Here is a 13,875-nt window from a genome sequence, read left to right on the forward strand (position 1 = left end):
GCAATGTGCGGGCAGATCATGGTGCTCGAGTCAGAAATCGTCGGCTATCCCGAGTCAGACAATCCAGACGGCTGGGTCTGCTTGCTGCAGCGGCGCTGCTGGCCTGCGTTGGTTGCGGGTCTGAGCCGCCGGCTGACTGGCAGTGGTGGCGGACCGCGGACACAGCCGGCGTTAGGACGGAGCTGGCCGGCTGGCGCGGGGTGCTCGATGGGAAGCGGGCGCTGTCCAACCCGGTCACGCTGGATCTGTCGGTCGGTCTTTCCGCGGCTGACAGCACCTCGACCACGGGTCTGACACTCTACAAGTTTGCTCACCTGCTGTCGGTGCGGCCGGAGCCGGCCGAGAGCGTGCACGCCGACGTGTACCAATTCGGCGTGGCGGTCGACACGATTGCGATGATCGATACGTTCTGCCAGGTTGACTATTGGGACAGCCTACAGGGAGCCGGGCTCCGCTTCAGCTATGACAGCCTTTGGCAGGTCACCTTCCGGCCCGACACCCAACCCGACAGCACCGTTGTCTGGCGGGTCCTGTCATCCGAGTTGGTGGGATTCACGACACCGCGGGAGACCTTGAAGGCCTTCGACTGGACCGCGCGCCGGGTCCTGTTTCTGCCCAAGGACAGCGGCGCCGCGACGTACCACTTGCGTCGCATGACCGGATTTGCCGCATTCTGCCCCAGCCCTCAGGACGCCCCGAGTGTGACCACGGTCGTGCTGGCGCGTCCGGGTCGGGTCGACACGTTCTTCTATGCACCGCGTACCGACGGCCGCGGGCTCTACAACCTGCGGTCAGTCGACTCGCTCTACGAGGTCCAGTCGGGCGAACTGGTTGACGTGACGGTCAACACCGGCACGCCGGTCGACACGACGGCTGACCGGAACCGGTTCTTCCTCTCGGTCGGCACGACGCGGACCGACATCACATCTGGGGCTCTGCGTGGCGCCGGGAGCTTCAGCTTTGCTGATACCGGCTACCACAGTGTATACATCGAGGTTGTGCCGCGGTCATCCTATGCCTACAAGGACGCCGCCCACGTCAGTACCACCTGGGCCATACCAGTGCGGGTGAGGTAGGAGGCGAGATGAGGACATTTACAGAGCTCAAGGCCCGCAGGACGAAGTCCGGGTTTCTCTTCATGGCTTTCGTCCTTGCCAGTCTGTCCTTGCCGGCGGCGGCTGAGACCGGACGGATTCAAGGACGGGTCAGTGATACCGCGACCGGCGAGCCGCTGGTCGGCGCCAGCGTGATGGTTGACGGCACGCCTTTGGGCGGGGCCACGGACGCGAACGGCGAGTACTTCATCGCCAACGTCCCGGTCGGGACCGTAACGCTGACCGCATCCTACATCAGCTACCAGTCGCAGCAGCTGACCGACGTACTGGTCATCATCGACCAGACCGTCTCCGAGGACTTTCGTCTGAGCACCGGGCGCATCGAAGTCGGGGCGGTAGTAGTCAAGAGCACCAGGCCGAACATCGTGCGCACCGGCGCATCCTCGGGTGAGGTGATGGACGCGGAGCAGATATCCAAGCTGCCGGTCCAGTCGCTCGCCGACATCGTCAGGATGCAGACCGGCATTGTGACCAGCCCCGCCTACGGTCAACACTTGCGCGGCGGACGGCCGGACGAGGTGGCTTACTTCGTGGATGGAGTCGCGACGTCCGACCCACTCTACGGATACCAGGCGGCGCGGGTCAACCCCGAGGCAACTGCCGAGGTGGTTGTCATCTCCGGAGGGTTCGACGCCGAGTACGGCGAGGCAATGTCCGGTATCATCCAGGTTATCACCAAAGAAGGTAAGGACGTGACCCAGGGCCGATTCGGGTACATCACGGATGAGTTGTTCACCGGAGGGCTGAACTTCGGTGACAACCGCTATGAGGCCTCGGTCGGCGGGACGGCGCCCGGTCTTGGGAGGCTGCGCTACTTCGTGTCGGGCGAGCTCTACTTCAGTGACGACTACAACCCGATGCGCTACAGGCTCTCCCACCAGGACCGGCAGGACTACAAGGGCACGCTCAAACTGACCTACGCCCTGCCGCTGCAGGAGGGCATGCGCATCACCGCCAATGGTTTCGTGTCGCGCGAGCAGTACGGTCTCTACCCCTACACCCGCGACGACGAGAACCATCTCGGTTTCAAGTACAACCTCGACCATTTCTTGTCGCGGCGCGAGCGCGTGAAGAAGGCCGACATCTCGGTGAACCACATGCTCACCAAGGGCACGTTCTACACCGTGCGACTCGGCTACTTCGGCGACAGCCGCGGCCAGTCGGTGCGCGACCTGGAACGCGAGGCGACCGAGCGCAACTACTCGCTTCGCTTCTGGGAAGACTACATCTTCAAGGCTGAGGATACGGTCCTCAAGGATACCTCGGTGCTTTTCCATCCGATGCCCGGATACGTCGAGCAGTCGAAGTCCAACACCAGGAATCCCTGGGGCGTGTACAACCTCTTCTATGGCGCAGGCGACTACCGCGGCTTCCTGCTGCACTGGGCGGATGTAGTCACACTGAAGGGAGATATCACTCACAACATCGGCAAGACGCACGAGCTCAAAGTCGGTCTCGAGGCGCGCCAGAACTACCTCAGTCGCCGCTACAATTCACTGCCCTGGGACCCGGACCCGTTCGTTGACTCCTATGACGTGCACCCACTCACTGGGGCGGTTTTCGTGCAGGACCGGATGGACTTTGAGGACCTGGTTGTGCGGGCAGGGCTGAGGTTCGACTACCTGGACCCGGATGCGTGGAAGCGGGCCGACCCGACCGACATCGAGGACACGACCCTGGTGAAGGCGAAGCAGAAGTTCAAGCTCTCGCCGCGGCTCGGGGTTTCGTTCCCGATTGCTGCCGAGACCAAGTTCCGGTTCAGCTACGGGCATTTCTTTCAGACTCCGTCCTACCAGTATCTATACAACAATATCACTACCGCGGCCTACTCGCGCGGCAACCAGATCATCGGCAATCCGGACCTTCTGGCGCAGCAGACGATCGCCTACGAACTGGGTCTCGAACAGGAACTGACACCGGTGTTGGTAGCGGATCTGACCGCCTACTACAAAGACATCTTCGACCTGATGGGGACCCGGTTCACTGAGGCGGTGCCGATGGGGTACTACCCGCTCGTGAACGAGGAGTACGGCAGCGTGCGCGGGTTCGAAGTTGGGTTGCAGAAGGCGCTCGAGCAGTTCTGGACCGCGCGCGTTTCCTACGGTCTGTCTCTGGCTCGCGGGACCGCGTCTTCGACCTACGAGTGGTACTATGAGCGCTACCGCTATGGTGTGGACCCGGTTACCGGCCTCGAGTTAGAGCCGCCCCGCCGCGACTACGCTCTCGAGTTCGACGAGCGGCACAACGCCAAGGTCAGCCTCGGGTGCGATCTCCCCGGTGACGTGACCTTCATCCCGGCCCGCGATGTCAGCGGCACCATCATGCTCAGCTACGGGTCGGGCCTGCCCTACACGCCGCGAGAAATCCGCAAGCTGAATGCAGGGCGCCAGACGGCGGAGCGGAATTCGGCCCGGATGCAGGGGCGGCTCAATGCCGACCTCCACGCGTCCAAGTTCATCCGGCTCGGGGGGCTCCGGCTGGGCCTGAACGTAACGGTCACCAACCTGTTCAACAACCAGACCGTGCAGTGGGTCTACGGTGCCACCGGCCTGCCCGACGACGACGGCTACATCAGTACCTACTCGCCCGCCAACTGGATTCTCGACCCGGACGTGACCCTGCTCAATACCTCCAAGTACAATGCGGTGCGCGACCATAACCACGACGGCTACATCACCGACCAGGAGGAATACGTCGCCTACAAGATGGGTTATCTTGACTTTGTTGACGACCCGGCCAACTGGGGCGCGCCCCGGCAGATCAAGCTGGGCGTGACGCTTGAATTCTAGGAGGTGGAGATGAAACGCCTGGGGTACATAGGACTCTTAGGACTCACAGGATTTGTCGCTGTTGCTTCGCTGTTCGCGCGGACCGCGCCCGGCGCTCCCAAGCCTTCGCGCCTCTACGACTTCAAATGGTACCAGGCGAACCAGTGGAAGCTGCCGATTACGAACTACGGCACGTTCGGCTACGCAATCGGCCGAGCGGGCGGCGAGTGGCCGGCTGGTTCCGGCGACATGTACATCTACGGAGCCGGTATCTGGATCGGTTGCATCAAGCGCACCGCAGCGGGCAAGGACACACTCGTGTCCAACGGCTACAACCCCAACTCGGGCAAGTCGGAGATGACTCCCGGCTGCTACGACAACGCCCCGGGGGGATACGGCTCGCGTGACTTCGAGCGCTGCTACATCTACCCCGACGACTGGCCGGCGAATCGGGTTCTCTTCCCTGCCGCGCTCCAGGAGTCGGTGGAGACGCCGCTGCGCCTTCCCCAGGGAGACGATACGCTCAAAGGCTACTTTCACCCCATCCCGCAGAACCCGGTTTCGGTCGCTGATGCCTGGACCGTGTTCAGCGACCGCGATCCGGCGCTCCACACCGCCGGCAAGTCACCGAGACCGATGGGTTTCGAAGTCTATCAGACCACCTACGTCTGGACTCTGCCCTGGAACCGCGACATCGTCTTCTTCAAGTACGATGTGAAGAACCGTGACACCGCGACGTTGAACGACCTTTACCTGGGTGTGGCTTGCGACGCGGACGTGGGCAACGCGACCGATGACCGCTGCGGACTCATCCTGCACAAGCACGTCTTCAACAAGGACCGTTCGGACTCGGCCTATGCCGATAACCTGGGCTACGTCTATTCCGAGGATGCAGTTCCGAGCGGATTCGTCGGTTTCGACTTCCTGCAGAGTCCGTTCCGGACCTGGCCGGACGGCACGTGGCGGGAGGCAGCCGACACCATGCAGTTCTACCCCAACGGCCGGGACGATAACGGCAACGGCCTGATTGATGAACCGTCCGAGGGCGTCCAGGTGGGCATGTCTGCGTTCAAGATATTCATTCTTTCCAACGATCCCACGAACGATTTCGCGCAGTACCTGGCGCTCTCCGGCCACGACTGGGATCCGCCCTATGACTACAATCCGTTCGACTCGATCGACGCGACGCCCGAAGACAAGCGGTTTCTGCAGGCGACCGGTCCCATCACCCTGAAGCCGGGGGAGATGACCACGGTTACCATCGCCATGATCGGTGCGGAGGCCGACCGGACCGGTGATCCTTCGACCTGGCCCTATGGCCTGGCGCTGGCATCGCAATCGGCGCAGGCGGCCTACGACAACAACTGGGTGATGCCGGGGCCCCCGCCCGCACCGAATGTAACCTTGATCCCGGGCGACGGGCGCGCGACGCTTGTCTGGGACGAACTGCCGGAGACGGCCAAGGACCCGTTCTTTCCGATTGCCGGAGTCATGAATCCGCACTACATCCTGCAGGACTTCCAGGGGTACAAGGTCTACCGGAGCCGCTCCGGCCAGCCCGGAGACTGGCAGCTCCTGGGGCAGTGCGACAAGAGTGACGGCATCACGTGGCAGGATACGACCACGGTTGAGAGCCTGCGCACCAACGCTTCTGACGCAGGTCTGTACCACAGCTTCGTTGACTCCAGCCGGCTGCGGCTCGGGTTTCCCTACCACTATGCAGTGACCGCCTTCGATATCAACTTCCTCTCCGACACGCTGATCGGCGGCAGCCACGTGCCCAGGGAAACGCTCTCGCTCGAGTCCGGGCTGACGCCGCTGCGGGTGACGCCGCGGACCGAGCCGGGCAACCTCAGGCCGCCCCGGGACAGCACCTATCAAGTGTCGGGCAACCCCCGTATCCCGCTCGGAATAGCGCCGCTGGCGCTCGCGCCCTACGCGGTCCGGGAGGAAACATACCGGATCCAGTTCGGCAGCCAGCTGTTCGACTCGGCCACGCGCCGGCCCTTGTACCGGTACTGGGTAACAAACAGCGCGGGTGACACGGTGCAGCCCGAAACCCGCTTCGTCGTGTACATCGACTCGGTCACCGACACCCTACGCTTCATGCCCACGGTGTTCGGCAACATCATCACCAGCATACAACGTGTGGTGCGGGCGCCGGGTGATACGGCAGTTGACACCACCTACGCCTGGCTGCCTGTCATCCAGATGACGATGAAGCTCAAGCTCGACCAGATACCGACGCAGTTTTTCGACCGGGTCAAGATCACGACCAACACCGGTGCGTACCCCGAGGAGTCGCTCGCGCTCCGCGACGACGCGGGCAACAACCGGGCGCTCTGGGCATATCGCGGCTCAGACTACCGCATCGTCTGGAAGAACCGGGGCGCGACGCGCACGGCCGAGGTCTACGATCTGGACAACGGGCTCGCCGTGCCCTACCGCTACCTGAAGCGCATGACCGAGGGCGACTCGGCCGACGGCTGGGCGCTGCAGACGCTCACCGACGCTGCCGACTCGATCGTCCTGGGCCAGACGCGGTTCTTCTACGTCTGCGGCTGCCGGTTCGCGTTCCGTGGCGGTGGCGCGATCCAGACCCTGCCGGCCGACGGCGACACCTGGGTTGTCTACGGCAAGGTGCTGACGCCGGCGCCCATCCTCGCGGCCTGGGACGTCAGTTTCGCGCCGATGGAATACCTGCCGACGATGGCCAAACTGGACGTCAAAGTCGTGCCCAATCCCTATCTCGTGCGCAACGAGTGGGAGCGCCACCCCGACTTCCGCAAGCTCAAGTTCATCAATCTGCCCAGCCACTGCTTCATCTACATCTACAATCTGGCGGGCGACCTTGTGAAGACAATCGAGCATCACGATACCAGGCCGGAGGCGGGCAGCCTGCCGAACCAGTTCGGCGGCGACGAGGACTGGGACCTGCTGAACGAAAGCCGGCAGAAACCGGCTCCCGGCGTGTACCTCTTCCACGTCAAGTCCGACCAAGGCAGCCAGACCGGTAAGTTCGTACTGATCTACTAGGGAAGGAGGGAAACATGACAAACACGGAACCCGAAGCACGAAACCCGAAGCCGCTGGCCCGTCGTGTCCCGATCCTCTTCTCCGTCCTGGCGCTCCTGGCGTCCCTGGCGGTTCCCTCTTTCGCTGTCTTCACCAAGATCGGGATGGCCGGGCTGCCCTTCCTGAAGATCGGCGTAGGCCGGTGCGCCGGGATGGGCGGAGCTTTCGTTGCCGTGGCCGACGACGCGACCGCAGCGTTCTGGAACCCGGCCGGGCTGGCGCTGCTCCAGAAACGGTCTGCCGTTGTCAACCACATCGACTGGGTGGCAGACATCAACCACGAATACCTTTCAATCGTCATGCCGACCAAGGTCGGCAACTTCGGAGTCTCGGTGACGGCACTCTCACTGGGAGGTTTCGAGGAGACCACCGTTGATACGTTCCAGGGCACGGGACGGACCTTCACGGGCAGCGATCTCGCGGCGGGAGTCTCCTATGCCCGGATGTTCACGGACAAGCTCTGTTTCGGGCTCACCGCCAAGGTGGTATCCGAACAGGTCTGGGACGTCGGAGCAGCGGGGGCGGCATTCGATTTCGGTGTCCACTACAACACAGGCTGGCGCAACCTGCGGCTGGCGATGGCCATCGTCAACTTCGGGCCCGACTTGAAGTACTCGGGCGGTCTGCTCGACTTCACTCACGAGCCCGGCTGGTCGTGGCCCTGGTCGCGCGAACCGATTCCCGGTACCTACCTGACCGAGACTTTCCCGCTGCCGGTGACGTTCCGGTTCGGCGTGGCCTACGACTTCTTCCGCAACGACAATTCCTATCTGACAGCGGCCGCGGACCTGAACCACTTCAATGACGTCAATGAGAAGGTCAACGTGGGGTTTGAGTACAACCACAGACCGGTAAGTCTGCGCGCCGGGTACATCCTCAACACTGACTTCAACTACGCGCGTGATGTCGGCTGGACCACCGGGCTCTCGGCCGGCGCCGGTTTCCGGTTCACGCCCGTTGCGGGGCTGGGCCTCAACTTCGACTACAACTACCGGGACCTTGGTCGCCTCGGCGGTTCCCACCGCGTGACCCTCTCTCTGGACTTCTAGCCAGCAGCACAGTCCAACCGGCCCGGAGTCCTGGCTCCGGGCCGGCCCTTTCGAGCCGGTTCAGTATCTGGCGAGAGGGAGAGGGGGCCGGTAAGAGAGAGCCCGAGAGAGACGGACGGCTATTGCGTGTTCAGAGGCTGAGTGCGCAGGGCGGCGGCTGTTTCACTGACGAGTTCCTCGATCAACTCGTGGACCGAGACTATCTTGTTGCACCGCCAGGCGTTTGCTCCGCACATGGCGTACCCGTCCTGCATCTGGCCTCTGTAGCTCGCCACCAGCGCTTGGGCTATGCAGTATCCGGCCACTGCCGGCTCACAGGTCAAGAGACAGTGGTAGGGGCAGCCGAAGTTGACCTTCTCACCCTTGAGGTAGCGATCCACAAAGTCATTCTTGATCACCCTCGCTGGCATGCCTACCGGGCTGTGGATGACGGCGATGTCCTCCTCGCGGCAATCGAGGTAGGCCTGCTTGTAGGCGTCAGAGGCATCGCACTCGTGAGTGCAGACGAATCTCGTGGCCATCTGGACTCCGGATGCGCCCAGCCGGAGAAACCTGGCGATGTCGTTGCCGTCATAGATGCCGCCTGCTGCCACGACGGGGATGCCGCCATACTCGCGTGCCACGACCAGAACCTCGGTGACCAACCGTTCGAGCCGATGGTTCTCGAGATTTTCGATCTCCTCGTGTGAGAAGCCGAGGTGGCCGCCGGCCAGGGGTCCTTCGACTACGAGCGCGTCGGGCAGCCGGTTGAACCGGCGCTGCCACGTCTTGCAGATCAGGCCCGCGGCCCGGGCCGATGAGACGATAGGTATCAGCTTGATGTGCCGGTCGGATATCAGCCCGGGCAGCTTCAGCGGCAGGCCGGCACCGGAGATGATTGCGGCCGCGCCTTCTTCGCACGAAACCTGGGCGAGGTTATCGTAGATGGTCAAGGCACACATGATGTTCACGCCGATCGGATTGCTGGTGTGCTCCTTCGCCTTGCGGATTGCCTGGCGCAGGCCGATTTCCGTGCGTTCGGAGTAGCTCGGCGTCATGTCGTCCAGTTCCTCGCCCAGACCGACGGTGGCGATTACCCCGAGCGCGCCCTCGTTCGCGACGGCGGAGGCCAGCCGTGACGATGATACCCGGACTCCCATCCCGCCCTGGATGATGGGCGGGTTGATGACGAGGTCGCCGATTATCAGGTCGGGAAGCTCTTTGGCCGTCGTCACTCCGTATCCTCCACTAGGGCGGAAATCCGCCGATTGCTTTGAACGGGAACGTTTTGCACGAGGATGGCTGAGTATACTTAGCGACGGGCACTAGTCAAGCCTGCGCCGTTCCTTGAAGGAGAGAGGGATCGAGGGATCAAGGCATCAAGGGATCGAGTGGCTGGAAGCGGTCAGCCGGCTACTTCTTCAGCTTGAAGTCTGCCGTCATTATGCCTATCACGCCGCCGACTAGCAGGCCGACGGGTATGGCCATCAAGGCCATCGCTATTGCCAGCCCGCCCCTCAAGTCTGCGCCTGGTCCGCCCGTGCCGGACACAAGGCCCCAGGCAAGCAACGCGGAAATCAGGGCGCCGAGAATGCCCCCGCGCAGACCGCCAAGAAACCGCTGGCGCTCGCGTGTCTGGGGCCCTGGCCCGGCAGACTCACCAGCGGGTTCGACTGACCTCTATTCCTCTTCCGGCTCGGTCACGGCTCGATTCTAGGATTGACGGAAACCGATGTCAAATCGGCGGGGGAGAGCCTGAGGCTGGTGGCTTGCGGCCTGAAGCTTGCAACTGCGACGCAGTCGTCTGCTCGGAATCCGAACCGTCGTGACCACCGATCTCAGAATCCGCCACTGCGTTCCTCGGATCCGCGCAGCCTGCGGCGCATAACAGGCCTGGTTGGTCGTCGCCGCGCGACTTCCCTAAAACCTTCCCGCTCATACATGTGCTTGGCGCCGAACCACATGAAATCGTCGTGGCTGCGAGTCTTCTTGTCGATGGGATAGGACTCCAGCAGCCTGGCGCCTTGCGAACGAGCGTAGGCGATTGCGCCCCGCAGCAGCGCCCGGGACACACCTTTGCCCCGCTCCCTACGGTCGACGAAGAAGCAGACGATCGACCAGACCGGCTTGTCGTCCACCGGCCTCATCACCTGCGAACGCTGGAGCCTTTCGTAGTCCTCACGCGGTCCGAGCGATATCCAGCCGACCGGTCTGCCATCCTTGTAGGCGAGCAGCCCAGGCACGACGTCCCGGTCGACAAGCGCCTTGAGCGCCCGCTTGTTCTTGTGACCCGCGGCGCTGGTCGCGCTCGCGCCTGGTTTGCGGTAGTACATGCACCAGCAGCCACGGACGATGGAACCGCCCGGACGGGTGAAGAGATCAACCAGATCGGGCCAGCGAGCGCTCATGAGAGGAAGGACGGTGAGTTTCACGGGCGGCGATGGCGAGCACTGCCCAGACGAACGCCGGGGCTGGTGCTCAGCAGGGAACTATTCAGCACAGTTTCACTCGGATTCTAGGTCTCGCGGGCGGGGATGTCAAATCGGCGGGGGAGGGTGTGCCGCTTGCGGCCTGAGGCTCCTGGGTTGGCGGGTAGCCCCTAGCCTATCTCACTTGGTGATTCCACATGCGCAGCGTGTCTGGCGGTCGAATGACGATTGTGTGTGGGTCAGACCATGAGGAGACTGCATCGCCGGTGTCCCTTGCCTGTGCCCGTACTCCATAGGTGTCGGCGACCGACCATGCGTGGGCTATCGTTGTCGGCATCCCCGAGGCCTGGAACTGGCCCCAGTTGGAGGTGTCGCCGTCGCCCCACTCGAACCTGATGCACACCGGCATGCTCTCGGGATGCGTGCCATAGGCGGTGAAACAATAGGCGGAATCCACGCCCCCTTGGTCGGGGCCTACCGGTTCACCCGGCGTGTCTGGTGGCAGCCGGAGCGTATCCGGAGGCAGTATGACGAGCACATGCGGGTCCGACCATTCGGAGAGGGCATTGCCCGTGTCCCTTGCCTGTGCCGTTAGCCCGTAGGTATCCGCTGTTGACCACGCGTGGCTCACCCGTACCGACTCACCGGAAGCGACGAAAGGGCTCCAGTCGGAAGTGTCGTTGTCACCCCATGCGAACCTGATCGCGATATCGATGCTGTCAGGGAGGAAGGCGACTGTCGCAAAGGCATAGCTAGAGTCCTGTCCTCCACGGTCTGGCCCCGTCGGTGTTGACGGCGGGTCGGGCGGTCGGCCAACCACTATATGCATTGGCGGTACGTCGGGCCAGTCCGAACTAAGAAGCCGCTGGTCTCTTGCTTGAGCGGATACCCTGTAGCTGCCCGTACTGGACCACACATGCGTCACCGCGACCGTGTCACCGCTCGCGAACCAGTCGGTCCAGTTCGAAACCGTGGAATCGCCCCAGTCGAAGCGGACGGCCACACTGTCGCCGTCGGGATCGGTGGCGACCACTGAGAAGGTGTAGGTTAAGTCCTTGACAAAGTGCCCGGGTCCGGCCAACATGGCCGTCACCACCGGCGGGTGGTTCTTCTTGCAGCTCACCAGCAGCAGCGTAGCTGTCAGCAGCAGGAATATCTTCTTCACAGGACCTCCTGTTCGCTGTCACATGATAGAACTGCATTCCGGTGTTGTCAACCGTCTTCTCGCCCAACCGGGTCAAGGCCAATGGCGCTGTCAGCCGACGGCAGACGCCCGACGGCTACCGGCTCACGGCTGACAGCTTGCGGTTTGGGGCCAGTGGGCTACGCCCGCGCCAATCTGCAGTCTGTAGCCGGCAATCTGTAATGCTCCAACGTGCTGCCTACTGTATGCTGTGTGTTGTCAGTTGACAGGCTTCGGATTCATAAGAATGGAGGAGGTGTCCCGTCACGGAATAGGTGACTGTCCCTCATCCGCCATTTCCCTGCGAACCATCATCCCTGGTTTGCTCCGCCCGACGCGTGAGCGAGGAGCAGTCGTTACTGCCCAGTGATCCGGAACTCGGTCCGCCGATTCCTGGCCATACCATCGTCCGTATTGTTCGGGGCGATGGGTTGCGTGTCGGCGTAGCCGTGGGCGGTGAGCCGCTCCGCCGCAATGCCCCACGTTGCGGTCAGGTACTGCCTCACTGCGTCGGCCCGCGCCTGCGACAGTTCCCAGTTCGATGGAAACTCTGCAGTGGCGATCTCGCGCGGGTCGGTGTGCCCTGCCAACTCAACCGTGATGCCGGGATTGGTCCTGAGTATCTCTCCGGCCCGGGCAAGCACCGAGTCGAACTGGGGCAGCAGGTCGGCTTTCCCGGTTTCGAAGTTGATACCACGCAGCACGATTGTCTGATGGTGCCTCACCAGGTAGAAGTCCTTGTTCGTGACGCGACCGGGTTCCACCTTGAGCGTGCACTTCTGCGCGACGTATTCGTCGCTCGGCCCGGTCGCGGTCATTTCATACTCACCGGCCGGCAGATTGCGCAGCGCGTAGCTGCCCAGCAAGGCATCGGCCGTCGTGCTGCTCTGCACCAACCCGCGATAGGCGACGTTGCCACCGATCGGCTTGCGGGTGCCGGCATCCGCAACCACGCCGGTGACCGCACCGTAGGCAGGTGGACTCAGGGCGATGATTGCGGTCTGCTCGCGGTCACCCTCGACAGACACCGAGTCTACACTCGGCAGGTAGTTCGTGCGGCTGGTGTAGATGACAAGGTCGCCGGATTGAAGCCGCGTCAGCAGGACTTCGCCGGTGATCCCGGTCTCGTAGTTTCTGGAAATCACTCCGGTCGTGGCCACGCTGGCGGCAAGCGGCCGCATGGTCGTCGCGTCAACCACCTTGATCCTGACTCTGCCCGACCCTTTCCGCGCGAATGTCGACCGCAGGCCGATGCGGTGCGCTATCCCGAGCTTGCCGTAAGGAGTGATCGCGTAGTCCAGGCTGAGCGGACCAACGTTGACGCCGAGGCCTGCGGTCAGGCCACTGAGCACTCCCAGCGTGCCCAGGTCCTGCGGGCCGGTCCGATATCCCAGTCGAACCGCAAGTTCGGGAACCGGCAGATACTCGACGCCGGCGTGCAGCGACGGGGCATTGTCCATCGTCGCGATGACGTCCAGCACCGCATTGACCGGGCCGACCGCGAGGCCGCCGCCGACGCCGGCCTCGATCGGCATCGGTTCGCCACCCGCGCCGTACGCCGCAAATCCGATGTTCCGGCCGGTCGCACCGAGCCGGAGATACGGCAGCGGCCGACAGGCGAAACCGAGGTCGATCGCTCCGCCGTAGCCGGAGGTCGTGTACAGGACCTGGTAGAAGCCCTTGAGGGCAACGCCGACCTGGTAGTTGGGAGCGACCGAGAGGCCGTAGCCGATCGACATGGCGCCGTTCCAGGTTCGAAAGGTGTCGCCGGGGACGTTGTTGGCGTCCCAGAACTCGACTCCCGGTTCACCGCTGTAGACCAGGCCCAGGCCGAGCGCACCTTGCCCCGAAGGGAGTGCCGCGTGTATGACCTCGTCCTTGATTCCCGCAAACCACTGGTGGTGCGAAAGCGCGCAGTGGTAGGATTGCGCCCGGCCCAGCCCGGCAAGATTCCAGTAGATGGCGCTGGCATCTTCGACCGCGCCGATCCCGGCACCGCCCATCGCGGCCAGTCGTACCCCTTGCTCAATCTTCAGCACTGGCATGACCGAAGTGCCCGGCTGACCGAACCCGACAACACCGAACAAGACGACGATTCCGGCAAAGCTACCCATCTCTTACTCCCTTGTAACCACCAGTTTCTTGCGGATGCGGTCGGTCTTGCCCGAGTGCACATAGTCGAGCAGGTACTCATACGTGCCGGGGGCGATTGTGCGGCCGTGGTCGTTGACGCCACTCCAGTCCAAGAAGTGGACTCCGGCCGCGAGGTCGGCGTTC

Annotated in this window: 8 protein-coding genes; 4 read left to right on the top strand and 4 right to left on the bottom strand. The window is 63.1% G+C overall.

Annotation, left to right across the window (positions count from 1 at the left end):
* Window positions 1–5: 5 nt before the first annotated feature.
* The 4 genes from FJY68_06085 to FJY68_06100 are packed head-to-tail and all read left to right on the top strand — an operon-like array spanning window position 6 to window position 8,007.
* Window positions 6–1,076 carry a hypothetical protein gene (locus FJY68_06085; GenBank protein MBM3331408.1) on the top strand — a complete coding sequence of 357 codons (1,071 nt, stop codon included), beginning with the start codon at window positions 6–8 and terminating at the stop codon, window positions 1,074–1,076.
* An 8-nt stretch (window positions 1,077–1,084) separates the two neighbouring features.
* A complete protein-coding gene (locus tag FJY68_06090; protein ID MBM3331409.1) occupies window positions 1,085–3,904 on the top strand; it encodes a TonB-dependent receptor in 2,820 nt (939 codons plus the stop codon).
* A 9-nt stretch (window positions 3,905–3,913) separates the two neighbouring features.
* The gene (locus FJY68_06095; protein ID MBM3331410.1) at window positions 3,914–6,919 is read left to right on the top strand and encodes a hypothetical protein; all 3,006 of its coding nucleotides are present in this window, start codon (window positions 3,914–3,916) and stop codon (window positions 6,917–6,919) included.
* A 14-nt stretch (window positions 6,920–6,933) separates the two neighbouring features.
* Complete coding sequence (locus tag FJY68_06100; GenBank protein ID MBM3331411.1) at window positions 6,934–8,007, top strand: PorV/PorQ family protein; 1,074 nt, start codon at window positions 6,934–6,936, stop codon at window positions 8,005–8,007.
* Between the two features lie 119 nt (window positions 8,008–8,126).
* Here the strand turns inward: FJY68_06100 and FJY68_06105 are convergent, their stop codons facing one another.
* From FJY68_06105 to FJY68_06120, 4 genes are all read right to left on the bottom strand, one after another.
* Complete coding sequence (locus FJY68_06105; GenBank protein ID MBM3331412.1) at window positions 8,127–9,146, bottom strand: nitronate monooxygenase; 1,020 nt, start codon at window positions 9,144–9,146, stop codon at window positions 8,127–8,129.
* 678 nt (window positions 9,147–9,824) lie between these two features.
* A complete protein-coding gene (locus tag FJY68_06110) occupies window positions 9,825–10,418 on the bottom strand; it encodes a GNAT family N-acetyltransferase (protein MBM3331413.1) in 594 nt (197 codons plus the stop codon).
* A 172-nt stretch (window positions 10,419–10,590) separates the two neighbouring features.
* Window positions 10,591–11,580 carry a hypothetical protein gene (locus FJY68_06115; protein MBM3331414.1) on the bottom strand — a complete coding sequence of 330 codons (990 nt, stop codon included), beginning with the start codon at window positions 11,578–11,580 and terminating at the stop codon, window positions 10,591–10,593.
* 374 nt (window positions 11,581–11,954) lie between these two features.
* Complete coding sequence (locus FJY68_06120) at window positions 11,955–13,712, bottom strand: PorV/PorQ family protein (GenBank protein MBM3331415.1); 1,758 nt, start codon at window positions 13,710–13,712, stop codon at window positions 11,955–11,957.
* Between the last annotated feature and the right edge of the window lie 163 nt (window positions 13,713–13,875).

The sequence above is a fragment of the candidate division WOR-3 bacterium genome (assembly GCA_016867815.1).
Classification (GTDB): Bacteria; Hydrothermota; Tepidihabitantia; order Tepidihabitantales; family Tepidihabitantaceae; genus UBA2258.

Excerpts from the sequence above, each read along its gene's own strand:
- FJY68_06100 (MBM3331411.1), top strand. The coding sequence starts at position 6,934 with ATGACAAACACGGAACCCGAAGCACGAAACCCGAAGCCGCTGGCCCGT.
- FJY68_06095 (MBM3331410.1), top strand. The coding sequence starts at position 3,914 with ATGAAACGCCTGGGGTACATAGGACTCTTAGGACTCACAGGATTTGTC.
- FJY68_06120 (MBM3331415.1), bottom strand. The coding sequence starts at position 13,712 with ATGGGTAGCTTTGCCGGAATCGTCGTCTTGTTCGGTGTTGTCGGGTTC.
- FJY68_06090 (MBM3331409.1), top strand. The coding sequence starts at position 1,085 with ATGAGGACATTTACAGAGCTCAAGGCCCGCAGGACGAAGTCCGGGTTT.
- FJY68_06105 (MBM3331412.1), bottom strand. The coding sequence starts at position 9,146 with ATGGGAGTCCGGGTATCATCGTCACGGCTGGCCTCCGCCGTCGCGAAC.